At 68.6% G+C, this 22,258-nt stretch carries 17 protein-coding genes; 10 read left to right on the top strand and 7 right to left on the bottom strand.

Features of this window, described 5'->3' with window-relative positions; genetic code table 11:
* Nucleotides 1-278: 278 nt before the first annotated feature.
* Nucleotides 279-872 (bottom strand): LytR C-terminal domain-containing protein, encoded by a 594-nt coding sequence (locus tag ACGF8B_RS00715; RefSeq protein WP_392734421.1) that lies wholly within the window; start codon nucleotides 870-872, stop codon nucleotides 279-281.
* Nucleotides 873-1,159: 287 nt separating this feature from the next.
* Nucleotides 1,160-1,456: a type II toxin-antitoxin system VapB family antitoxin gene (locus ACGF8B_RS00710; protein WP_072488263.1), complete on the bottom strand. Its 297-nt coding sequence runs from the start codon at nucleotides 1,454-1,456 to the stop codon at nucleotides 1,160-1,162.
* A 102-nt stretch (nucleotides 1,457-1,558) separates the two neighbouring features.
* Here ACGF8B_RS00710 and ACGF8B_RS00705 point away from each other — a divergent pair, with 102 nt between their 5' ends.
* Nucleotides 1,559-3,274 (top strand): helicase HerA-like domain-containing protein, encoded by a 1,716-nt coding sequence (locus ACGF8B_RS00705; RefSeq protein WP_392733514.1) that lies wholly within the window; start codon nucleotides 1,559-1,561, stop codon nucleotides 3,272-3,274.
* 44 nt (nucleotides 3,275-3,318) lie between these two features.
* On the opposite strand, the gene ACGF8B_RS00700 is transcribed toward ACGF8B_RS00705, so the two are convergent.
* Nucleotides 3,319-3,936: an HhH-GPD-type base excision DNA repair protein gene (locus ACGF8B_RS00700; protein WP_392733512.1), complete on the bottom strand. Its 618-nt coding sequence runs from the start codon at nucleotides 3,934-3,936 to the stop codon at nucleotides 3,319-3,321.
* Nucleotides 3,937-4,161: 225 nt separating this feature from the next.
* Here ACGF8B_RS00700 and ACGF8B_RS00695 point away from each other — a divergent pair, with 225 nt between their 5' ends.
* Complete coding sequence (locus tag ACGF8B_RS00695) at nucleotides 4,162-4,980, top strand: DUF4157 domain-containing protein (RefSeq protein ID WP_392733510.1); 819 nt, start codon at nucleotides 4,162-4,164, stop codon at nucleotides 4,978-4,980.
* 112 nt (nucleotides 4,981-5,092) lie between these two features.
* Here the strand turns inward: ACGF8B_RS00695 and ACGF8B_RS00690 are convergent, their stop codons facing one another.
* On the bottom strand, nucleotides 5,093-6,424 hold the full coding sequence (locus ACGF8B_RS00690) for a hypothetical protein (RefSeq protein ID WP_392733508.1): 1,332 nt from the start codon (nucleotides 6,422-6,424) through the stop codon (nucleotides 5,093-5,095).
* Between the two features lie 210 nt (nucleotides 6,425-6,634).
* Between ACGF8B_RS00690 and ACGF8B_RS00685 the strand changes: the two genes are divergently transcribed.
* The 8 genes from ACGF8B_RS00685 to ACGF8B_RS00650 all read left to right on the top strand — a co-directional run bounded on the left by ACGF8B_RS00685 (nucleotide 6,635) and on the right by ACGF8B_RS00650 (nucleotide 17,492).
* Entirely contained in the window at nucleotides 6,635-7,261 is a 627-nt protein-coding gene (locus tag ACGF8B_RS00685) for a response regulator transcription factor (RefSeq protein ID WP_384748872.1), read from the top strand.
* Between the two features lie 304 nt (nucleotides 7,262-7,565).
* Nucleotides 7,566-9,692 (top strand): HYR domain-containing protein, encoded by a 2,127-nt coding sequence (locus tag ACGF8B_RS00680; protein WP_392733506.1) that lies wholly within the window; start codon nucleotides 7,566-7,568, stop codon nucleotides 9,690-9,692.
* 88 nt (nucleotides 9,693-9,780) lie between these two features.
* The gene (locus tag ACGF8B_RS00675) at nucleotides 9,781-10,698 is read left to right on the top strand and encodes a DUF4255 domain-containing protein (RefSeq protein WP_392733504.1); all 918 of its coding nucleotides are present in this window, start codon (nucleotides 9,781-9,783) and stop codon (nucleotides 10,696-10,698) included.
* The gene (locus ACGF8B_RS00670; RefSeq protein WP_392733502.1) at nucleotides 10,695-12,767 is read left to right on the top strand and encodes an ATP-binding protein; all 2,073 of its coding nucleotides are present in this window, start codon (nucleotides 10,695-10,697) and stop codon (nucleotides 12,765-12,767) included. Before ACGF8B_RS00675 ends, ACGF8B_RS00670 begins: the two co-directional genes overlap by 4 nt.
* Before the next feature lie 179 nt (nucleotides 12,768-12,946).
* Nucleotides 12,947-13,726 carry an alpha/beta fold hydrolase gene (locus ACGF8B_RS00665; RefSeq protein ID WP_392733500.1) on the top strand — a complete coding sequence of 260 codons (780 nt, stop codon included), beginning with the start codon at nucleotides 12,947-12,949 and terminating at the stop codon, nucleotides 13,724-13,726.
* Nucleotides 13,723-15,000 carry a cytochrome P450 gene (locus tag ACGF8B_RS00660; protein ID WP_392733499.1) on the top strand — a complete coding sequence of 426 codons (1,278 nt, stop codon included), beginning with the start codon at nucleotides 13,723-13,725 and terminating at the stop codon, nucleotides 14,998-15,000. Before ACGF8B_RS00665 ends, ACGF8B_RS00660 begins: the two co-directional genes overlap by 4 nt.
* A 676-nt stretch (nucleotides 15,001-15,676) precedes the next feature.
* Nucleotides 15,677-16,129 (top strand): hypothetical protein, encoded by a 453-nt coding sequence (locus ACGF8B_RS00655; protein ID WP_392733497.1) that lies wholly within the window; start codon nucleotides 15,677-15,679, stop codon nucleotides 16,127-16,129.
* Nucleotides 16,130-16,154: 25 nt separating this feature from the next.
* Nucleotides 16,155-17,492 carry a hypothetical protein gene (locus ACGF8B_RS00650; protein ID WP_392733495.1) on the top strand — a complete coding sequence of 446 codons (1,338 nt, stop codon included), beginning with the start codon at nucleotides 16,155-16,157 and terminating at the stop codon, nucleotides 17,490-17,492.
* A gap of 129 nt (nucleotides 17,493-17,621) precedes the next feature.
* On the opposite strand, the gene ACGF8B_RS00645 is transcribed toward ACGF8B_RS00650, so the two are convergent.
* The 3 genes from ACGF8B_RS00645 to ACGF8B_RS00635 are packed head-to-tail and all read right to left on the bottom strand — an operon-like array spanning nucleotide 17,622 to nucleotide 22,062.
* On the bottom strand, nucleotides 17,622-18,176 hold the full coding sequence (locus tag ACGF8B_RS00645) for an SUKH-4 family immunity protein (protein WP_392733493.1): 555 nt from the start codon (nucleotides 18,174-18,176) through the stop codon (nucleotides 17,622-17,624).
* 11 nt (nucleotides 18,177-18,187) lie between these two features.
* Complete coding sequence (locus tag ACGF8B_RS00640) at nucleotides 18,188-18,679, bottom strand: hypothetical protein (RefSeq protein ID WP_392733491.1); 492 nt, start codon at nucleotides 18,677-18,679, stop codon at nucleotides 18,188-18,190.
* Nucleotides 18,676-22,062 carry a hypothetical protein gene (locus ACGF8B_RS00635; protein ID WP_392733489.1) on the bottom strand — a complete coding sequence of 1,129 codons (3,387 nt, stop codon included), beginning with the start codon at nucleotides 22,060-22,062 and terminating at the stop codon, nucleotides 18,676-18,678. The genes ACGF8B_RS00640 and ACGF8B_RS00635 overlap by 4 nt, the downstream gene beginning before the upstream one ends.
* Nucleotides 22,063-22,258 lie beyond the last annotated feature (196 nt).

Genomic DNA, 22,258 nt, shown 5'->3' with positions numbered 1-22,258 from the left:
GAGGCCGGACCGGTACTACCAGTGCCCCGGTCGGGATTCCGTTTCCCGGCCGGGGCACTGTGCGATCGGTCTCCGGATCCGGTGGAGGGTGGCCGGGGCACGAGCCAGCGGTACGGGTCCGGGACGGGGGGCGAGGTGCACGTTCTGGGTGCCCTGCGGTGACCTCGTGCACCACACGTGCCCCAACTGCGGCGGCGAACCCGTGGCGTGCCCTCTCCGTCGGCCCCAGGGTCTTGGGCCCCCCGCACCTTCACCCGGACGAGGGGTGCCCGGAGTCGTCAGCAGGACGGTGCGGGAGCCGGCTTCGTCAGGGCGGCGAGGGCGGCGGCCGCGGACTGAGGCGTGCTGAACGTCTTGAACTTCGTACCGAGAATCAGATCGACGTCCGCCGTCCTGCGGGCGTCGGTCTTCGGTGTGGCGCCCGCCAACTGCGTGCCGAGGACCGGCAACGAGCCGTTCGTGGCAGACGGGGCGCCCAGCAGCACCCCGGGGCCGGGGACCTTCTTGTCGTACGCGGCCGGGGCGTTTCCCACCTTGCCGATGGCGAAGCCGCGCTTCTTCAGCTCGTCGGCCGCCTTCTTGGCGAGGCCGCTGCGCGGTGTCGCGTTGTAGACGTTGACGGTGATCTTCGCGGGCTTCGGCAGCACCTTCGCGGGCGCGGACGGCCTGGAGGTGGGGCAGTCCGTCTTGTGGTCCGCGGCGCTGGCCTCCCGGTCGCCGCCGGTGAAGACGTCGATGAGCTGCATCGTGCCCCATCCGGCCAGCCCTAGGGCGGCCACGGAGGCGGTGGCAGCGAGGATCAGTTTGCCGCGACGCCGGGGGCGGCGCATCCGGGGGTACTTGTCGCCCGTGATGCGGTACTTTCCGCCCATGCCGGGGGGAGTGAGCATGCTCATGGGCGCAGCGTAGTGCGGCCCGGTGATGATGCCTACTAAATGATCAATGGATCGCACCCGTCCGAGTGCGAAAGCACCCGAACGAACCCCGGTGCGGCCCGAAGGCCGCGCAAGGTCTCGTCGGTACCGGCAGAGTTGCCGGTGTTCCCGGTACTGCCGGTGCTGCCGGCAGTACCCGGCCCGTACCCGTGCCCGGTACTGCCGGTGCTGCCGGCAGTACCCGGCCCGTACCCGTGCCCGGTCCGTGGACGGGCCCGCTTCGGTCAGCCGAGTTCGAGCACGCGGGCGTGGAGAACCTGGCGCTGCTGAAGCGCGGCACGGACCGCTCGGTGCAGTCCGTCCTCCAGGTAGAGGTCGCCCTGCCACTTCACGACGTGCGCGAACAGGTCGCCGTAGAACGTCGAATCCTCGGCGAGGAGGGTTTCGAGATCCAGGTTGCCCTTGGTGGTCACCAGCTGATCGAGGCGGACCGGGCGCGGCGCGACATCCGCCCACTGCCGGGTGCTTTCCCGGCCGTGGTCGGGATAAGGCCGCCCATTTCCGATGCGCTTGAAGATCACACGGAAAGCCTACCGGGCAAGAGCCTCCGGGCGCAGCCACGGGTCCGTACTGCGATGCTGACAAGAACGCCACAAAAGCAGGCATTCCGGAATGGGGTCCCGATGGGCGACAGCGAGAGTACGGCCGAAAATGCCGGTGTGCTGCCGGAACCCGCGCGGGAGATCGCCGCCGGCTACGCCGTTTCCGGTGCCGCCCTCGATCTGGGCGCGCTGCTCTGGGACGGCGCCTGCCTGCCGGACGCGCAGATCCGCATTCCGCTGGCGATGCTCAACCGGCACGGACTCGTCGCGGGCGCCACCGGAACCGGGAAGACGAAGACCCTCCAGCTGATCGCCGAGCAGCTCTCCCAGGGCGGTGTTCCCGTCTTTCTCGCTGACATCAAGGGCGACGTCTCGGGCATCGCCGCCCCCGGCACACCGGGCGAGCGGGTCGCCGAACGGGCCGGGCAGGTGGGGCAGGAGTGGCGGGCCGAGTGCTTCCCGTGCGAGTTCTACGCGCTCGGCGGCATCGGCCCCGGCATCCCGCTGCGCGCGACGGTCACCAGCTTCGGCCCCGTGCTCCTGTCCAAGGTGCTGGAGCTCAACCAGACGCAGGAACAGTCGCTCGGCCTGATCTTCCATTACGCCGACTCCAAGGGCCTGGAGTTGGTGGATCTCAAGGATCTGCGGGCCGTGGTCGCGTTCCTCGTATCGGACACCGGAAAGGCCGAGCTCAAGGGGATCGGCGGTCTCTCCACGGCCACCGCGGGGGTGATCCTGCGGTCGCTCACCGCCTTCGAGCAGCAGGGCGCGGGCGACTTCTTCGGAGAACCGGAGTTCGACACGGCCGAGCTGCTGCGGCAGGCGCCGGACGGGCGCGGGCTCGTATCCGTACTGGAACTGGCGGCGGTGCAGGACGAGCCCCAGCTCTTCTCCACCTTCCTGATGTGGCTGCTCGCCGACCTCTTCCACGACCTGCCGGAGGTCGGCGACCTCGACCGGCCGAAGCTCGTCTTCTTCTTCGACGAGGCGCACCTGCTCTTCGACGGGGCCTCGAAGGCTTTCCTGGAATCGATCACCCGGACCGTGCGGCTGATCCGTTCCAAGGGCATCGGCATCTTCTTTGTCACGCAGACGCCCCGCGACGTGCCGGCGGAGGTGCTGGCGCAGCTCGGGAACCGGGTTCAGCACGCGTTGCGCGCTTTTACCCCGGACGATGCGAAGGCGTTGCGGTCGACGGTGAAGACATTCCCCAATTCGCCGTACGACCTGGAGGAGCTGTTGACGCGGCTGGGCATCGGCGAGGCCGTGATCACGGTGCTGAGCGAGAACGGTGCGCCGACACCGGTCGCCGCGACCCGGCTGCGGGCGCCGAGGTCGCTGATGGGGCCGTGTCCGGCGGCGGAACTCGACGCGGCCGTGAAGGGATCCGCGCTGTACGGGAGGTATGCGCAGGCGGTGGACCGGGAGTCGGCGTACGAGAAGCTGAGCGCCGGTCAGGAGGCGGAGCGGCGGGCAGCTGAGGCAGCCGAGGCGGAGGCGGCGGCCACGGCGGAGACGGCGGCCAAGGCCGTGAAAGCCGCGAAAGCTGCCAAAGCCGCGAAGGCTGCGGAGGCCGCGGACCGGGCGGCGGTGGAGGAGGCGGTTCGCGGGGAGCGGGAGCGGGAGCGAGGGCACGGGCCCGGCGGTGGAGGTGGGAAGGCGGCCGAGGAGGACGCCTCGCTGGTCGAGCAGGTGGTGCGGAGTGGGATGTTCCGGTCGCTGGCCCGGTCCGTCGGTACGCAGCTGGGCCGGGAGATCTCGCGTTCGCTCTTCGGTACGGCCCGCCGCAGGCGATAGGGGCGGGGGCGGAAGGGCGGACGGTAGGGCGGACGGGGCCGGGGTTACTTTTCGGCGGCGCGTTTGGCTGCTTTGGCCGCCTGCTTCGCGTGCTGCTTGAACGCGCGGACCTCGGCGAGTGATTCCGGGCCGGTGATGTCGGCGACCGACCGGTGCGAGCCGGCCTCCCCGTACGGACCCGCGGCCTCTCGCCAGCCCTTCGGCCGTACTCCGAACTGCTTGCCCAGCAGCGCCAGGAAGATCTGTGCCTTCTGGGTACCGAACCCGGGCAGCGCGTTCAGCCGTTCCCGCAGTTCGGAGCCATCGGGCACGTCGGCCCATACCGCGCTCGCGTCGCCGTCGTACTCCGCGACCAGGTACTGGCACAGCTGCTGGACCCGCTTGGCCATGGAGCCGGGGTAGCGGTGCAGGGCGGGCTTCGTGGTGAAGAGCTCGGCGAACGCCTCCGGGTCGTAGGCGGCGATCTCATGAGCGTCCAGATCGTCCCCGCCCATCCGCTGCGCCAGCGAGTACGGGCCGGAGAAGGCCCATTCCATCGGCACCTGCTGATCCAGCAGCATGCCCACCAGAGCGGCGAGCGGGCTGCGCGCGAGGAGCTCGTCCGCCTCCGGCTCCTGGGCGATCCGCAGGGTGATGCGCTGGTCCTTGTCGCTCTTGGTCATGCCATCGATCATCCCGACGGCGGTGGGGCGTGGCCACTCCACTGCCCGCCGGTGCAGCCGTTTGCCGTACGGACGGGGCGGGTGCCCGAAGGGGCAGCAGCGGCTGCCCCCGGCCGGCGGGGTCCGGGCTGGACGGGGCAGTGAGGCGTCGTGAAGGTGGAGTGGTGAGGTCATCACGGCGCGCCTTCGACCGGGGCGCGGGCAGGGGAGATGCGGTCAGGGGAGATGACGATGCGCGCATCGGAATGGGACCAGGAACACGACCACGACCACGATCATGAGCGGGACCATGGGCACCGGCATGAGCACGACGAGCCGGTGCACGTGTCGCGGGCGTCCGGAGGACGGGAGCCGGCGGACACCTCGCACCTCTACCGTGCGGCGGCCGCCGGGCGGCCCGATGTGGTCGGGGCCGGGGGCATGAGCGTGCTCCAACGGACGGTCGGGAACAGCGCCGTGGGGTCGATGCTCCAGCGCAAGGAGGAGGAAGAGCGCTCCCCCGTGCACGACGTGGTCTCGTCGGGCGGCGGGAAACCGCTGGACACCGACACCCGCGCCGACCTGGAGGGGCGGATGGGGGCGGACTTCTCCGACGTACGCATCCACACGGACTCCGCCGCCCACGAGTCCGCGAAGGGCGTGGGGGCGCACGCGTACACCGTCGGCAACAACGTGGTCTTCCAGCGGGACGCCTACGACCCGTCCTCTCCGCAGGGCCGCACCACGCTGGCCCATGAGCTGACCCATGTGATCCAGCAGCGCAACGGCCCGGTGGAGGGCACGGAGGCGGCGGGCGGGATCCGGGTGAGCGATCCGTCCGACCGGTTCGAGCGGGAGGCCGTCGCGAACGCCGACCGGGTGCTGTCGGATCCGGCTCCGGCGTCGGCCCCCGTTTCGGATCAGGCCCCCGCCCCGGCTTCGGCGGCGTCCGTGCAGCGGGCCGCGACGGAGGACGAGGACGAGCAACCCGCCGACGTGCAGGGCTCGTTCGTGCAGCGCGCGAAGGAAGGGGCCGAGGAGGAGGAAGAGGCTCCGCCGGAGTGAGGGACGGGGCGGGCCCCGACGCTGTTCCAGGGACGGGGCGGGCCCCGACGGTGTTCCTGGTCGGGCGGGGCTCCACCGGGAACACCGTCCCGCACGGCCCCGCCCCACCGCGTCAGTCCGCCGAGTCCGTCTTCATCGTGCCGCCCAGGAACAGCGACTCCGAGCAGCGCGAAGGCGTCGGCGCGTTCACCGGCTTGCCGACCTTCCGGCAGTCCACCGTCAGCGTGACCTGGCCGCCGCCGAGCACCAGGATCGGCGTGACGAAGTGGTAGTCGGAGTCGCGGAAGTTCTCCAGCGCCAGCCGGAGCACGGGCGCGTCCCGCCCCGAGGAGACCACGAGCGTTCCCGCGTCGCCCTGCGGGTTCTGGACCACGATGTCGGTCAGCTGGAACGTGTGACCGCCGGGCACCTGCAGGGCCGTCTCGGTGTTCGACCCGCCGCCCACCGAGTCCCTGACCTGCACCTGTGCACTGGTCGGCGCCGCGGCCGAGGCACCGGAGTCAGCGCCGGCGCTCGGTGAGGGGCTGGGCTTCGGCGAGCCCCCGTTCGCCCCGGAGGAGTCACCGCCGCCGGAGGCGCCAGCCGAGGTGCCGGCCGAGGACCCCTTCTCGGGCGCCTTGCTCTTGTCGGCCGCGGCGGCGGACCGTACCGCGTCCGGGGTGATCGCCTCCCGGGCCGCAGACTTCACGGCCGGGCGCAGCAGCGCGTACCAGAGTCCCACCAGCGCGATCAGCAGCACGGCCGCGGTGATCAGCGCGCGGGGCAGCCAGCGCGGCAGGATCGGTTCCTGCTGGTACGTGCCGTCCACGACCACCGGTGCGATCGGGGCCTGGCCCTCGGCCACGTCCGGGGTGGCGGCCAGCTGGAAGGGGTGCGTGACCGGGATGCCGCGCCACACGCGCTTGGCAGGCCGGATGCGCACCTTCCCGAAATCCGCCCGGCCGGGCGCGATCAACAGTGTGTCCTCGGCGAACGAGACCCGTGCCCGCTCCGTGCCCGACTGGGCCCCCAGCCGTACGGTGACCGGCGCGTTGCCCCGGTTGTCGACGGCGAGCTGGTGCTTGCCGCGCCAGGCCCCGTGCGAGCTGCGCGGCACCAGTTCGGCGGTCGTCTCGGTGAAGGGGAGTACGGTCACCCGCCCTTCGGGCACCACCGTGTCGCCCTGTTCGCTGGTCGGCACCACGCGTATCCCGAAGGGTGTGTCCCCCGCGAGTACGGTCGAGTCCCGGGGCGGACGCAGTACGAGGGAGACCGTCTGAGAGTCGCCCGGATACAGGGAGAGAGCCGCCGGCTCGACCGTCGACCAGGCGGCACAGGCGCCGACCACCTCGAAGCGGTACTCCTCGACGGTGCTGCCGGAGTTGAGGATCCGCAGAGGGAGGGCCGTCTCCTCGCCCGGTGCGGCAGTGACGGACGAATCGTCGAGGCTTGCCGTGAGACTCATAGGCGGCACCGTAGGTTCGCCGTTGAACGCCGACATCGGCCGTGGAGGAACACTTCCGGGCAGATTCTGTGCCCGGATCGGCCTTTTTGTTTCCCTGTAGGGATACGCGGGCATCTTTTGACCGCCTCAGACGAGTGAGGCATACGAAAACAGCCGTGTTGGTTGTGTTCGCTGCGACGCCATCGGCTGTTGCCCAGGGGGAGCATTGCCATGGAGCGCATCACTGTTGCATTACGGGCTCAGGATCCGATCTCGCAAGCGGGCGTGGCCAGTCAGTTACGGACCCGGCCCGAGGTCAGCGTGACGGAGTGGGGGGAGGGCGACGCCTCTCCCAGGATCGTGGTCGTCGTCGTGGACGCGGTCGACGAGGCGGTGTTGACGATGCTGCGTCACATCCAGCGCACCAGCACCTCACGCACCGTTCTGGTCACCACGGACATCGACGAGCAGAAGCTGGTGAGTGCCGCGGAGTGCGGTGTCGCCGGTGTGGTCAGGCGCTCCGAGGCGACTCCGGAGCATCTGGTGCAGGTCATCGGGACGGTGGCGCGGGGCGAGGGCCATCTCCCGTCCGACCTGCTGGGACGGCTGCTGGAGGAGGTGGGCCGCCTCCAGGGGCAGGTGCTCGGCCCGCGCGGTCTGCACTTCACGGGTCTCGCGGCACGCGAGGTGGATGTGCTGAGGCTGGTCGCGGAGGGGTACGACACCGCGGACATCGCGACGAAGCTGGCCTACTCCGAGCGCACCATAAAGAACGTGCTGCACTCGGTGATGACCAGGCTCCAGCTGCGCAACCGGTCGCACGCGGTGGCGTACGCGATGCGACAGGGGCTGATCTGAGCCTTTCCGCGTTGGTGGGTACGTTGCCTTGGCGGGGGCTGGGCTGAGTCTTTCCGTGGTGGTGGGTACGTCGCCTTGGCGGGGGCTGGGCTGAGTCTTTCCGCGTTGGTGGGTACGTTGCCTCGCCAGGGGCTGGGCTGAGTCTTTCCGCGGCGGTGTGTACGTCGCCTCGGTGGCCCCCGGATGCACTTTCGGGCAGCGGGGGCTTCCCGAGGGTGTGACTCCCGCACCGCTGTGCGTCCGCCGCCCGTGCAGGACCCTGACGTCCGGTGTGCCGATCGGCCTAGGGTGGGGGAGGACTTCCGTGCGCTGGTTCCAGCCGCTTCGGCGGGTGCCGTGGGTGGCGCGGGGTGCGCGGGTGCTGCGGTCGTGGCCGGCCGGGCCGGGCCGGGCGGTCCGCCCCCGTTCGTCCGCCTCGCGCCGCACCCTCACCGCGCTCCGGATCCCGGCCCTCGCCCTGCTTCTCGTGGTCAGTGGCGTGGCCCCCGGTTCAGCCGTCACGTCCGGTGCGCCGTCGGTGGCGGTGCCCGAACCCTGGGTCACTCCGGCCGAGTTCACCGACGCGGTCGACCCGGGTGGATCCACCGGCGTGGCCAAGCAGGTGCGTACGCCGGCGATCCCGCCCAGGCCGGACGTGATCCTGCTGGTGGACGGCACCGCCAGCATGGCCGACCCGATCAAGAGCGTGCAGGAGAACCTGCCCAAGATCACCGACAAGATCCTCGCGGAACAGCCCGACTCCCGGTTCGCCGTGGCCACGTTCGGTGACCAGGAGGGCGACGTCAATGCCGGTTTCAGCGTGCTCCAGGGGCTGACGGACGACCTCGAAGCGGTGCAGGCGGGTGTCGACAGACTGGACACTGCGTTGGGCGGCAAGAGCCGGGGCCCGTCCGAGGACTGGATCAACGGGCTGTGGCAGATCGCCAATGGGGCCGGTGGTCAGACGGTCTTCCGTGACGGGGCCAGTCCGGTCATCGTGTTGGTCGGCGACGCTTCCAGCCATGCCCCGAGCAATGGGCACAGCATCGACGACACGATCTTCGATCTTCAGGACCGGAGCGTCCGGGTGATCGGTGTCGATGTGGCGAGCAAGATCGGCGACGGTCTGAACGGCAATGGCGATGCCGGCGATCCCGAGTACGTGGAGGATCCGCTCACCACTCCCGACCAGGCCACCCGCATCATCAATGCCACCAACGGCCGGCTGCTGGAGGGGATCGACGGGGACAAGGTCGCGGAGGCGATCGCTGAGGGCTTCAACAACCTTCCCACCACGGTCGGTTACCGCCTGGACAATTGCGACCCGTCTCTGACCGTCGCCCTGGATCCCCCCACCCGCAGCGTGACGAGCGGCGACACCGCTTCGTTCGCGGAGAACATCGACGTGGCCGCGGATGCACCGCAAGGCACCACCCTGAACTGCACCGTTCAGTTCCTGATGGGTACCCAGGTTCCCGGAACGGACACGATCGGGCCGGCCGCGGCCGCCGATCCGGACTTCCAGGAGCAGATCCGCATCGATGTGAACGACATCGACGCGCCCGCCGTCACCGTGGATGATCTGACTGTCCGGGCCAAGGACAAGAAGGGCGCACGCGTGACATACGCCGCCACCGCCCAGGACGCCACCGACGGCACGCTCCCGGTGACCTGCACTCCTGCCTCCGGTTCGCTCTTCCCGGTCGGGCGCACCACGGTGACCTGCTCGGCGACCGACTCGGCGGGCAACACGGGGACGGACACGGCGGAGATCGAGGTCCTGGAGGCCCCCGTCCCGCCCTCGGCGGATGTGGCGATGAAGGTCGACGTCAGCCCCGACCGTACGTACACCGGCCGCCCGGCCCGTGCGCGGTTCACCGTCACCAACGCCGGTCCGGACCCGGCGACCGGAGTGGTCATCGGCTCCAGCTGGCCGAAACCGTCCAAGGGCAAGGACCGCAGCCTGCCCGCCCTGACCCGATGCACGACGGCGAAACCGTGCACCATTCCGGCCGGCGGCCGCATCGAGGTGACCCAGACCGGTACGTACCGCGCGGCGATCACCGGGGATGTACGGGCCACCGTGCGCGGCACGCTGCCGGACCGCCGGAGCACCAACAACCAGGACACCGACCGGCTGCGCGTGCTGAAGCCCTCGCTGACCGTCACTCCGCAGGTCGCCAAGCCGGGACAGCCGGTGCTGGCCCGCGGCAAGGACTATCCGCCGGGCGCGACCGTACGTTTCACGTGGAACATCGGGATCACCCCCGGCGGAGCGACGGCCACGGTGGGGCGCGACGGCACATTCGAGGTCCAGGTCCTGGTCCTGCGCAAGGACAAGCTGGGTCCGCGCGAGCTGCGAGCGGACTCGCGCGACCTCGCCCGGCTGAAGAAACCGGTCCTGGTGGTGCAGAGGAATCTCCAGCCACCGGACTTCGCGGGCCGCGCATGAGCACCGGTGGCCACAGGGCGGGTGACCGTACGGCCGGTGATCGCAGGGCGGGTGACCGTACGGCCGATGACCACACGGGAGTGATCGGGTGATCCACGAGGTCGACGACGTACTGCGGGCGTTGATCAGGGCGGAGGTACTCGAAGGCGGCCAGATCGCGGTGGTCTTCGACGCCCCGACCCGGGAATGGGCGGCGAAGGTCAACGCGCCCATGGTCAACCTGTATCTCTACGACATCCGCGAGGACATGCGCAGGCGCGAGCGGGGTCTGCACAACGACTACGACGAGCGGGGCACGATCATCGCGCGCCGCCGTCCGCCCCGTTTCTTCAAGCTGTCGTACCTGATCACGGCGTGGACGAAGCGCCCGGAGGACGAGCACCGGCTGCTCTCGTCGCTGCTCGGCTGTCTGCTGCGTTACGAGGCGCTGCCTCCGGAACGGCTGGCGGGCACCCTGGCCGAGATCGGGGCCCCGGTACCGATGTCGATCGCGCTGCCGCCGCCGGAGGACCGCTCGTTCGCCGATGTGTGGAGCGCGCTGGGCGGTGAGCTGAAGCCCTCGCTCGACCTGGTGATCAGCGTGCCGGTGACGGCCTCGCCGAGCTACGTGGTCGGCCCCCCGGTGGGGGACGAGGGGCTGCAGACCCGATTCGGGGACGTACCCGAGGGGTCCGAGCCCTTGTCCGAGACGATGCCGGGCCGCGGGGGCCTCCCGGTGTACGGCGGCCGCCCGGGACGGCCCGGCGGGAACGGCACCACCCGCGCCCCCGACACGGAACGACGGCGCGGCCTGTCCCTCCGCATCACGGAGACCCGGAGGGCCCGCACGGGCGCCGGGGAAGCCCGCGCAAGGACCGCAGAGAGCGCAAGGACCGCAGAGAGTGCGGAGACGACGGAGAGCGCAGAGACGACAGGAACCTCGGAGGCGACAGAAGCCGCGGAGGCCGCGGAGGTCGCGGAGACCGCGGAGTCCGCAGAGACCCGTACGGAGGACAGCGCCGAATGACCGACGCGGGCGACCCGAACCTGCGCCACCTTCTCGCCCGCGCGGTAGCGGTGGAGCAGCGCATCCGACGAGCGGTCGAGGCCCGGCAGCTCACCGATCCGGACCCGGACGACGCCTTCCGCGGCCTCTACCTCACGGACGAGAACATCGCCCGCCTGCTGGACGAGAGCGAGGCCCGCGCCTTCCCGAGCCCGGTGCCGGCCCCCATGCCGGAGGACTCCCTGCCGGACTCCGTGCCGGACCCCGGAGAGGCAACGGCGGAACACTCCCGACTCACGTCCCTGGCAGCCGAATTCGGACTCACCGCCCTCGACACCGAGATCCTCCTCATCGCACTCGTACCGGATCTCGACGACCGCTTCGAGGCGTTCTACGGCTACCTGAACGACGACGTCACCCGCCGCCGCCCGTCCGCCGGCCTGGCGCTGGGTCTGTGCGGGCTCTCCCCCGCCGACCAGGTGGCGCGTGGCCGGCTGTCGGCCCGTGCCCCGCTCCGCGAAGGCCGCCTCCTCCTGGTCGAGGACCTGGACCGCCCGTTCCTGAGCCGGGCACTGCGCGTTCCCGACCGGGTCACCGCGCACCTTCTGGGCGACGACACCCCCGATCCGCGACTGGCCGATCTCCTCGCCCCCTGGCACGCGGTGGCGGGCGTCGGAGACCCGGTGCCGCTCGCGGGGGCCCTCGCCCACGGCGCCCCGCTGGCCTACCTCCGCGAGGACCAGGGCGGTGCGGGCACCGCCCTCGCGGCCTCCGCGCTGACCCGTGCGGGCCACCGGGTCCTGGGCCTGGACCTGGCCCGCCTCGCCGAGGACCCGTCCCCGGCCGAGGCGGTCCGCTCCCTGGTCCGCGAGGCCCGGCTGACCGGTGCCGGCGTGGTCTGCGCCCCGATCGACGCGGTCTGCCGCGAACACCCGGAACTCCTCCGGCTGCTCACCGGCACCCCGGTCCCCACGATCCTGGTGGGCCGGGCCCCCTGGGACGCGGCCTGGTCCACCGCCCCGCCGCTCCTCCTGCACGCCCCACGCGTCGAACCCTCCACCAGGGCCGCCCTCTGGACCGACGCGTACGACGCCCCCGTCCCCGGAACCATCGACGTGGACCGCCTGCTCTCGCCGTTCCTCCTCACCCCGGAACAGATCACCCGCGCTGCCCGGGGCGCCGCCCAGACCACCCACCTGGACGGCGGCACCCTCACCCCCGACCACGTCCGCCAGGGCGCCCGCGCCCAGAACGCGGCGGGCCTGGACCGCCTGGCCCGGCGTATCGAACCCACCGTCACCTGGAACGACCTGGTGCTTCCCCCGGACACCCACGCCCAGCTCCGCGAACTGACCGCCCGCGCACGCCACCGCGACCGGGTCCTGGGGGAGTGGGGCATGCGTCCGGGCGGCGGCCGGGGCCGAGGCGTGTCCGCCCTGTTCGCCGGCGACTCCGGTACCGGCAAGACGATGTCGGCGGAGGTCATCGCCGCGGATCTGGGCCTGGACCTCTACACGGTGGATCTGGCGACGGTGATCGACAAGTACGTGGGCGAGACGGAGAAGAACCTGGAACGGATCTTCTCGGAGGCCGCGGGTGTGAACGGCGTCCTCCTCTTCGACGAGGCCGACGCGATCTTCGGCAAGCGCTCGGACGTGAAGGACGCCCACGACCGCTACGCGAACGTCGAGAGCGCCTACCTCCTCCAGCGCATGGAGTCCTTCGACGGCCTGGCCATCCTCGCCACCAACCTCCGGGCCAACCTCGACGACGCGTTCACCCGCCGCCTGGACCTGGTCATCGACTTCCCGGTCCCGGACCCCGAACAGCGCCTCGTCCTCTGGGAGCGCTGCCTGGGCCCCGTACTGCCCCGGGGCAAGGACCTGGACCTCGCCTTCTGCGCGGAGAACTTCGAGCTGGCCGGCGGCAACATCCGCTCGATCGCGGTCACGTCCGCGTACCTGGCGGCGGACACGGACGAGCCGGTGACGATGCCGACGCTGATCCACGCGATCCAGCGCGAGTACCAGAAGCTGGGCCGGCTGACGCTGGCGTCGGAGTTCGGCCCGTATCTGAAGCTGCTGGCGTGAGATGCGGCAGCTCGCAGCTACAGACGCGCAGACTTGAACTGGCGAGGAACGCTCTGCTCGCGCGCAGAGGCGGTGGCCCCACGGCCCGGTCCCCTTGTGCGGAGCGGTAGTTGGCGCGACCGTGGTCCGGGGCCGGCCGACGACGCGCTGGTCCTCTCCGTACGGCGACGGGAGTCAGCGTGACCGCATTGCCTGTTCTGCCCCACGAACTGCACGGCGACGGCCCGCACAAGGTGATCGCGGTGCACGGCTGGCTCGCGGACCGCTCCGCGTACGCCCCCGTGCTGCCGGACCTCGACCTCGGTTCGTTCCAGTACGCGGTGGTGGACCTGCGGGGATATGGCGAGGCGCGGGACGTGGCCGGCTCGTACACCACGGCCGAGGGGGCCGAGGACGTGCTCGCGCTGGCCGACCGGCTCGGCTGGGAACGGTTCTCGCTGATCGGTCACTCGATGGGCGGCTCCGTCATCCAGCGGACGCTGGCCGCCGCGCCGGAGCGGGTGCGCCGGATCGTCGGGGTCTCGCCCGTCCCCGCGTCAGGCCTGCCGCTCCCTCCCGACCAGTGGGAACTCTTCGCCGGGGCGGCACACACCCCGCAGAACCGCCGCGTCATCCTCGACACCACCACCGGGGGCCGCCGCCCCGCGGGCTGGCTGGACCGCATGGTGCGCCGCTCGGTCGACTGCAGCGACGCCAAGGCGTTCCGCGCCTGGCTGGACTCCTGGGCGGGCGAGGACTTCCACGACCGGGTCGAGGGTTCGCCGGTGCCGGCCCTGGCCGTGGTGGGCGCACTCGACCCGGCGCTATCCGCGGAGTTGCAGCGCGCCACCTGGATGCGCTGGTATCCGCGCGCCGAGCTGGTGGAGCTGCCGTCGTGCGGCCACTACGCGATGGACGAGACCCCGCTCGACCTGATCCGGGTGGTGGAGGACTTCCTGCGGGCGGACGCGGAGGCATGAGCGCGCACGCCGCCCCCGAAACGCCCGTGCCGGATGTCTTCGACCCCAGGCAGTACGGGCGTGGCGTCCCGCACGACCACTACCGCCTCCTGCGCGACCATCACCCCGTGGCATGGCAGGAGGAACCGGAGGTGCTCGGCTGGCCGGCGGGCCCGGGCTTCTGGGCGGTCACCCGGCACGAGGACGTGGTCCGGGTCCTGAAGGACTCCGCGACGTACTCCTCGTACCTGGGCGCCACCCAGATCCGCGACCCGGACCCGGCCGACCTGCCGTTCATCCGCCGCATGATGCTCAACCAGGACCCACCGCACCACCGGCGCCTGCGCGTACTCGTCAGCCGCGCTTTCACCCCGAAGCGCATCGACCGCTTCGAGACCGTCGTCCGCGAACGCGCCCGCTCCCTGCTCACCCGCGCGGTCACCGAGGCGCGGTCCGGCGACGGCACCTGCGACCTCGTCACCCAGGTCACCGACGACTACGCCCTGCTCAACCTCACCGACCTGCTCGGTGTACCGGACACCGACCGCGCGCTCCTCCTCCACTGGACCCGGCGTGTCATCGGCTACCAGGACCCCGACGAGGCCGGAGCCCCGGAGCCGGGCCCGGACGGCAGACCGCTCAACCCCCGCTCCCCGTCCGCGCTGCGCGACATGTTCGACTACGCGCACGCCCTGGCCGCCCACAAGCGCCGCCACCCCGCCGACGACGTCATGACGTCCCTGGCCACGGACCCCGAATTGACCGCCCCCGAGCTGGAGATGTTCTTCTTCCTCCTGGTGGTGGCGGGCAACGACACCGTACGCAGCGCGGCCCCCGGCGGCCTGCACCTCCTGGCGGAGCACCCCGAGGCGTACCGCCGCCTGTGCGAGGGCGAGGCGGGTCTCGCCACCACCGTCGACGAACTCCTCCGCCGCCACCCCCCGGTCCTCACGTTCCGCCGCACGGCGCGCGAGGACACGGTGCTGGCGGACACCCGCATCCGCGCCGGCGACAAGGTCGTCGTCTTCCACGCCTCCGCCAACCACGACGAACGCGTCTTCCGCGATCCGTACGCCTTGGACCTCACCCGATCCCCGAACCCCCATGTCTCCTTCGGCGACGGCCCGCATGTCTGCCTGGGCGCGCATTTCGCGCGCCTTCAGCTCCGGGTCCTGTACGAGGAGACGTGCCGTGTTCTTCCGGCACCGCCCGAACCTGTGGGTTCACCGAGGCGCCTGGTGTCGAACTTCATCAATGGGCTGAAGTCGCTGCCGGTGCGGGTGGCCGATGTCTGACGATCAGGTAGAAGTCGGACGCACGGCACGGTGACAACTACAGGCGCAATGCAGGTGTTCGACAGGAGCCTCGCCGGGCCTGACACGGATGACCTGCTCGCCGTGGCACAGCCGGTGTCCCTCAAGCCATTCGATGCCTGAGGTCCTGCACTCGGGGGATCTGTACGCGGCATGCGAGCCCAGTCGGGGCGCGGAACCGCTCATGGCCGACTGGTGCCTGAGATCCGCCCTGGCACGCCAAGGCGAGGTTTGTCTGCACTAGAGATGGTGAACGGCGCACATTCGGGATGGGCGTGGACATCAGGTCGTGCCCCGCTCATCGAGAAGCCGTCGCCAACTACCTCGGCCGCGCCTTCGATGAGTTCCTGGCAGTAGAAACAGATCTTCATGACGCCGCTCGCTTTCCGCAGGTGCTGCAGCAACGGGGGAACCAGACACCGGTGCCATCGCGGTTGTGCCGACCCCTCGGGCCGAGGTCGACCGCTGTGCTCGGGGTCAGGGCGACGTCACACCACACGCAGTGTGCGCCGCGTTGCTGGGGCTGCGAGAGGAAGTCAGGATCTGGAAGCATTCTGGATCCGTGCGCGTTGCAGTTCGCGTTGTAGGTGTCCACGCACTGACGGTCCCAAGCGTGGGAGCCTGATGGGAGACGACAACCTATGACACGGAGTTGATCATGCACGCCGTGGCGATCACGGGCACCAGGTCCACGGACCACCGCCCGCGAGACGAGTACATGGAGCTCTTCGCCACGTACCTCGGGGCATTCGCCCACAGCGCCTTCTACGTAGGCGGTGCGAAGGGCATTGATTCATTGACTCTGCTCTGGTTGGCGGACAGCACGCACGCGGACGTCACTGTCGTTGTTCCGGGCACGGTTGCCCAGCAACCGGAAGAGGCTCGGCAGGCCATCTCCCATGCCCGCAGCCTGAAGCGCATCAAGGAGATCGTCGAACTCGGAGTTCCTGATCTGTCCGCCGAGGCATACCACGCACGCAACCGTTGGATGGTCGATCGTTCCGCGTTGGTGATCGGGTTCCCGCACAGCGCTGTCCCGTCATCAGGTACGTGGCAAACCATCGGCTATGCAGCAGATCAGGGGAAGCCGCGGCTGATCGTCCCCGTGTAGCGCTGGTCTGCGTCACGATGACGGGATGGACAGCTCAACTGCGGGTGCGGCGGCGCTGAAGAGGCTGAGGACTCGACGCGGTCTGTCTCTGGCCGACACGGCACGCGCCTTGACACAGATCGCCCAGGAGCTGGGGATGCCCAGGCTGCCGCAGGTCGCGAGTGTCCAGCGCTCCATCGCACGCTGGGAGTCCAAGTCGGCAACGATGCCGGACGAGCGGTACCAACTCCTGCTCGCCCATCTGTACGCGACCACGCCTGGAGGAAGCCGTTCGCTCGGAGCGGGGTCGGACTTCGCGCAGTATCTCGATGCGCTGGGGGAACTCGGGGAGAGCGACCGTCGGATCGCGGAGTTGCGGAACACGCTGGTGCGGGCGGTGACGGATGACGGCGACGGTCTGCTGGCACTGCTCGCGCCCCAAGCCGGTGTCGGCTTGGCCCAGGCACTTGCCGAGGCGTCGCTCCTGGACGCGGAGACCGTCGCAGGACTCGCCTCAGTTGTTGCAGACGTCAACGCGCAGGTCGGAAGCCTCCCGTTCGTACGCCTGCAACTGATGCTCGCGCCTGCGTTGGAAGCGTGCCGTCGGCTGATGGCCGGTGGGCCGCCGGAGCCGGTGCGTGAGTGCTTGCGGAGTACCTGGGTGGAGGCAGCGGTGCTGGCCGGCCGTCTTGCGTTCGAGACGCGAGACGATGCCGCCAGTCGGGCTCTGTACGAGCAGGCGACCAGGGAAGCCGCCTGCTCGGGGCAACCTTGGCGACAGGCCTCGGTACACCTGAGCCATGCCCTCACCGTCCTCTATGCGTCGCCCGATATCGCGGACGCGGCTGCACTCGTTGGGAAGGCGGTCCGAGCAGCTGGTGGTGGGGAAAGCCGTCTGGTCCGCGCGCGAGCGCATGCACTGCAGGCGGAAGTCGCTGCTCGGTCGGGTCAGAGTCGGCAATCCGGCGCTGCGCTTGATCTGGCCCGGTACGACATTGAGCGGCATTCCCCCGACGACGACCCCCTCCCCGGCGCGTTCGCTGCGGAGTACTTGCGCGGCTTCGAGGGGGTGTGCCAGCTGTACGTGGGTGATCCGGCACTCGCACACGATCAGTTCGCGTCCTCGGCCAGATCACTCGGAGCGCCTCGGCAAAGGGTGCAGCGCATCATCGTCACGACGGATCAGGCACTGGCGAGGATTCAGCTCGGCGAACCACGTGCGGCGGCTGACCTGCTGCACGAATGCGTCATGGAGGCGGCTGCGACGGGCGGAAGGGTGCCATTGATCCGCTTGCGGAGAGCTCACTCGGAGCTTCGACCGTGGCGTCAGGAGGTCTTCGTGGCGGATTTGGAAGACCATCTCGTGGGTGTGCTTGGTCGGTAGCGTTGGGTATTGGATGCCGCTACGCACAGAGGACCTGGCTGATTAGCATCGACGTTCCAACCCGCCCCATCTACCTCATATCGAGCCAGGCTCCCCACAACTTGTGGCGAAATCGCAAGCAGACTTTCTCTATTGGCCATTCTGGTGATTGGGGCCGGAATAGCGTTTCTCTAGTTGCGTAAAAGCTATTGACCACCAGGATTCCGGGTCAGAAAATGCGTGCGCATCGATTTTTGTCAGCTTTCGTCTGAGATGTGTGATTCTTCTGGCCCCATCCATTCGATCAGTGTTGGCGTCGGAGAAATTCTTCAGGTGTGTCAGAAATTCAACGAATGTGAGCAGCGATGAGTTAACGCGTTCAATGGCAGGATCGTCGAGACTCAAGAGTGCCACGCCGCCGTCAGCCATATCAAGGCAGAAAAGAAGCCCGTTGTCGTGTGGTGCCGCCCCCAAGGTGACCAAATGTGAGGCATCCTCTTTGCCAACCTTGATTTCGATCAGACTGAATGACTTTGCTGGACCGTCAGTGCGCGTGGTGAAAACAGAAGGGAGTTCTGCTGGTACGGCGCCGCCCGGTGAAAGCAGACTGGCGTCGAACTTCGAAAATCGCCGATATTTTTCCAGCGGGATGTACACCAGCCCCTCTGAACCCCAACTGCTCGCCAAGTCGTGGTGATCGAGCAAGGTAACCCCCCTTAGTTGTTCTGGTTGAGGCTGCTAATAAACTCGTACCAGCGATCGCTCCTGCGTGACAAAATAAGATAGTCATCGCCCAGTGCGTATCTGGTGAAGAACTCGGGGACGCTCTCGCTCAGGCATTCGAGGCGATCGCTGATGCGCCATTCCTGCACGGGGTGCGGGAATTGGTAGACGTGCCCTGAAGTGCTTTCGATGAGAAGGGGGTTGTCCTCTACATGTCCGAAGCAGAACCACTTGTCGGCACCTCCTTCAAACTCTTCGCACAAGTACTGAATTCCTTGGACGAAGTCTGAGGGATAGATCATGATTGCCTGACAGCGTGGGCCGTCCGATGCCTCCAACAGTGCATCGAGGTTTCCGGGAAGCGAATTTCCAGAGGCAAGGTCGCGCCGTGCTCCGGGGGGAAAATCTGCGAACGCGATTCCGTCCGGGAGCTGATCCAGTCGCTCCCTGATGGATTCGATCTCGGTCTGCAATGCTGATTTCATTCGATTATCCTAATCTTTATTGGTGTGCCGTCCGGCAAGTCTTTAATCTGTAGCCGTATTTGCTGTGTACCTATGTGCCAGTTGGTGAACGTGTCTAAGAATTTGAGATTAGTTTTGACGTCGAGGCCGCCGAGCTGCAACTCGTGAACGTGGTCAGGTTGCATTCGGGTGGTAATCCGCCTGATGAGGCGTTTCGAGAATTCTGAATTGCGTTTCGAGAATTGTTTGTGAATGCGGTCTATCAGGTCTTGTCGATAGTCGCTCGCCGCGGAGCCGCGAGTAGGGCTTTTTGATTTGAAAAGCTTCCCCTGGTCTCCCAATTCCTTAAGTGCTGCCGCCTTGCGCCTGAATTCATGTTTCGGCATCGTGTGATATGTGCCGGGGGTTTTTTTATACTCGTAGTTCTCTATGTATCGGATTTCAATGGTGACTGCGGGGAGTGTAGCATTCTGCTCGTCCTCCGTACCTGAAATGTACCCTTCCGCCTCGCTGACGAGGGCCTCGTCTTGCGGGCTGCTCGGGATCGGTTCGGATCCCTCGGCCAGTGCGTCAGTGGCCCGTGTCCCTTCCGGATTGATTTTCCCTTTTACGCTCCATTTCTCTTCGGTCTTCAATGGTTTCAGTTCGGTCAGCCCGTATCGGATCCGAATGGCCGATAGGATAGAGCTGATAATTTGGCTGGAAATTGTGCGGCCGCGATATTTGTTGACGGCTCGAACCCCGGCTTCGAGCCCTTTGTTGAGCCTTTCTTGCTTTGCTTCTGGTGAGTCTCTATTGCCGCCCTTGTTCTTTCCGAGCTTCGCCCAGAGTTTCTTGCCTGCTTTGGCGATGAATCCGACGATTTTGTCGATGGCCCGGTTGACGGGTCTGGCGACGGCGTGGAAGACGGATTTGACCTTGTTGGCGAGGGAGCCGATGCCGAGGAGGGAGGCGAGGAAGCCGATCAGTAGCGGGACGCTGGCGGCGAGGGCGGTTTCGACCATCTTGGGGACGCCTGCCGAGCCGCCGTTGGCTATGGCGATGACCGCGTCCAGTACCGCGTTGACGAAATCGACTATCTGGGCGCCCTGGTTCACGATGAACGTGACGATGTCGATGATTCCCTTGACCGCGCGGACGAATGCGGAGGCGGGGTTGAGGAGGGAGATGATCCAGGTGATCCCGGCGATGATGACGGTGGGGATCAGGTAGCTGGTGAGTTTTTCGAGGATGGTGGCCTTGAGGTCGCCGGCCTCCTCGGTGATTTCCTTGATGGCGCCTGCGGGGCCCTCGGCGGCGAGTTTCTTCGCGACGGGGACGGAGGATTCGACGGCGGTCATGGCCTGGTCGGGGATGCCCTTGCGGGTGATGCGGGCGCGGATGTTGGCCCAGGTCAGGCCGAGGAGGGAGCCGATGAGCTGGATGATGCCCTTGAGGTCGAACTTCTGGGGGAGTTCGAGGCCGGCCTTGACGGCGGTGCCGAGGAGCCAGGAGACGACGCCGGTCTTCAGGTGTTCGGCGATGTTGGTGATGAAGAGGTTGAGGCCGGCGCCGACTGCCTTGACGAGATTGCCGAGGAACCCGATGGGGTCCTTGATGATCTTCATGATCGCGGAGGCGGCCTTGGCGAGGATGCCGAGGAGGAGGTTCTTCAGCTCGTTGATCGTCTTGATGACGCCGACGATCGCGTCCTTCGCCTTGTCCACCAGGCCCTTGTTGGCCTCCTGGAGCTTCTTGATCTCCTCGTCGACCTTGTTCAGGGCAGCGGTGTACTTCTGGGCGAGGTCCTGGACGAGCTGCTCGGACTTCTCGTTGACCGTCGTTTCCAGGTCGTCGAACTTGCCCGCGAAGTCGGTGGCGGCCTCCTGGCCGAACTCGCGGAGGTCTGCGGGGAGTCGGTCGACCTCGGCCTTGAGTTCTGTCCGGCCCTTGGCTATGCGGGCCTTCGCCCTGCCGAGTTCGGTGCCGATGATGTCGGCGACGGATGAGATGACCGTCTGCATCTTCGCGACGTAGAGCTTGCGGGCCTCCTGGAAGAGGTCGTTGGCCTCCTTCGGCATGCCCATGAGCTTGTCCTTGGCCCACTTCGCCGGGCCGAACATGCCTGAGTAGCGCTTGTCCTTGTACTTCTTCATGCGGCGCTTGTGATCAGCGGTGAAGGCGTCCCGGGCCGCCTTCTCGCCCTGTGTGAACGCGGTGTCGACCTTCTTGTCCAGGTCGGAGAGGGTGGTCTCGACGTCCTTCTTCGTGCCGTCGTAGACCTTCTGGAGCTTGGCCGTGACCTCGGCGCGCTTCTTCTCGTCCTTGGACTTCGTCTCGCCCTTGCCGCCGTCGACCTGTTTCCCGGCGGAGGAGCGGGTGGCGGTGAGGGTGTTCATGGCCTGTGCGCCGGAGGCCGCCGCTCCCGCCTTGGCCGTGGAGAGCTGCTGGGCCTCGGCCGCCCTGCCCTTTGCGGGGGCCTTCGCGGAGTCCGCTTCTGCGGTCTTCTTCGTGGACAGGGCCTGGTCGAACTCGGGCTCGTTGCCCTTGGCGAGCTGGTCCTCGGTGACCTCGGCGTCCGCCATCGCCTGATCATTGGCGGCCGGGCCCTGCGAGAAGTCCGTGACCGCCGCCGGCTGTTTCTCCGGTACCGCGTCGGCTGCCGGAGGGGCGCCGGGGTTGGCGGGTGGCTGGTCCGGGGACATCGGGGTGACCGGCTTGTCCTTGGCCGCCGATGTGTCCGGCGGGGCCTTCGTCGCCGTGTCGATGTCCTTGGCCGAGGAGTCCTTGCCGTCCTTGACCTTGCCGTCGACCTCGTCCTTGATCTTGTCGGCCTTGCCGGACTTGGAGAACTTGTCCGCCTGGTCGAGGTTCTTCGGGGCCTGGGCGTCGATCGCCTTGTTCACCGCGTCGATGAACGCCTGTTTGTTGAACTCGCCTGGCTTGGCGGCGTTCATCTTCTCGGCGTTGGCCGCCTTGCCCTGGGCCTCCTTGTCGTCGGGCGGGGCGACCGCCGCGTCCTGCGCCGACTTCGACTCGGTGGCCGCAGGCGCGTGATGCGCCAGGCGGATCCTCTTCGCCGCCACGTCGGACTTGACCTTGCGGAAGCCGGGGGCCTGGGCGGGGGACGGCTTCACCGGGGCCGTGTAGCGCTGCGCGACCAGGCGGGAGACGGCGCTGTTCCCCGCCGCGCGTTGCAGGCGTTGCAGGGTGCGGGGATCAGGGGCCGGGCGGTCTCCGGACGGCCGGTCGACGGGTGCGCGGTCCCCGGGCGGCCGGTTCCCGGGTGCGTGGTCCCCGGACGGGCGGTCGACGGGTGGCCGGTCGACGGACGGCCGGTCGACGGGTGGGCGTTCCGGTGCCGTCGTCGTACGGGAGACGTCTGTACGGGCAGCGGCGGGGTCCTTCTCCGGAACCGCCTTCATCCATCCGCCCTCCCCCGACCGCGCATGGCCCCGACCGCGCACGCTCCCGACCGCGCATGGCCCCGCCCCGGCATGGCCCCGGCCGCGCACGCTCCCGACCGCACACGTTCCCGGCCACGCATGGCCCCGGTCGCACACGCTCCCGGCCGCGCATGGCCCTGTCGCCGTCCCAGGGTGTGTGCGGGGGCCGCGCGGT

Source organism: Streptomyces sp. NPDC047917, assembly GCF_043204345.1.
GTDB classification, from domain to species: Bacteria; Actinomycetota; Actinomycetes; order Streptomycetales; family Streptomycetaceae; genus Streptomyces; species Streptomyces sanglieri.
This window is presented reverse-complemented; position numbering and strand designations above follow the sequence as displayed.

What these genes read in the sequence shown, in the direction of transcription:
- ACGF8B_RS00655 (WP_392733497.1), top strand. Translation starts at nt 15,677, where the DNA reads ATGCACGCCGTGGCGATCACGGGCACCAGGTCCACGGACCACCGCCCG.
- ACGF8B_RS00700 (WP_392733512.1), bottom strand. Translation starts at nt 3,936, where the DNA reads ATGACCAAGAGCGACAAGGACCAGCGCATCACCCTGCGGATCGCCCAG.
- ACGF8B_RS00635 (WP_392733489.1), bottom strand. Translation starts at nt 22,062, where the DNA reads ATGAAGGCGGTTCCGGAGAAGGACCCCGCCGCTGCCCGTACAGACGTC.
- ACGF8B_RS00685 (WP_384748872.1), top strand. Translation starts at nt 6,635, where the DNA reads ATGGAGCGCATCACTGTTGCATTACGGGCTCAGGATCCGATCTCGCAA.
- ACGF8B_RS00640 (WP_392733491.1), bottom strand. Translation starts at nt 18,679, where the DNA reads ATGAAATCAGCATTGCAGACCGAGATCGAATCCATCAGGGAGCGACTG.
- ACGF8B_RS00650 (WP_392733495.1), top strand. Translation starts at nt 16,155, where the DNA reads ATGGACAGCTCAACTGCGGGTGCGGCGGCGCTGAAGAGGCTGAGGACT.
- ACGF8B_RS00660 (WP_392733499.1), top strand. Translation starts at nt 13,723, where the DNA reads ATGAGCGCGCACGCCGCCCCCGAAACGCCCGTGCCGGATGTCTTCGAC.
- ACGF8B_RS00690 (WP_392733508.1), bottom strand. Translation starts at nt 6,424, where the DNA reads ATGAGTCTCACGGCAAGCCTCGACGATTCGTCCGTCACTGCCGCACCG.
- ACGF8B_RS00695 (WP_392733510.1), top strand. Translation starts at nt 4,162, where the DNA reads ATGACGATGCGCGCATCGGAATGGGACCAGGAACACGACCACGACCAC.
- ACGF8B_RS00705 (WP_392733514.1), top strand. Translation starts at nt 1,559, where the DNA reads ATGGGCGACAGCGAGAGTACGGCCGAAAATGCCGGTGTGCTGCCGGAA.
- ACGF8B_RS00670 (WP_392733502.1), top strand. Translation starts at nt 10,695, where the DNA reads ATGACCGACGCGGGCGACCCGAACCTGCGCCACCTTCTCGCCCGCGCG.
- ACGF8B_RS00715 (WP_392734421.1), bottom strand. Translation starts at nt 872, where the DNA reads ATGGGCGGAAAGTACCGCATCACGGGCGACAAGTACCCCCGGATGCGC.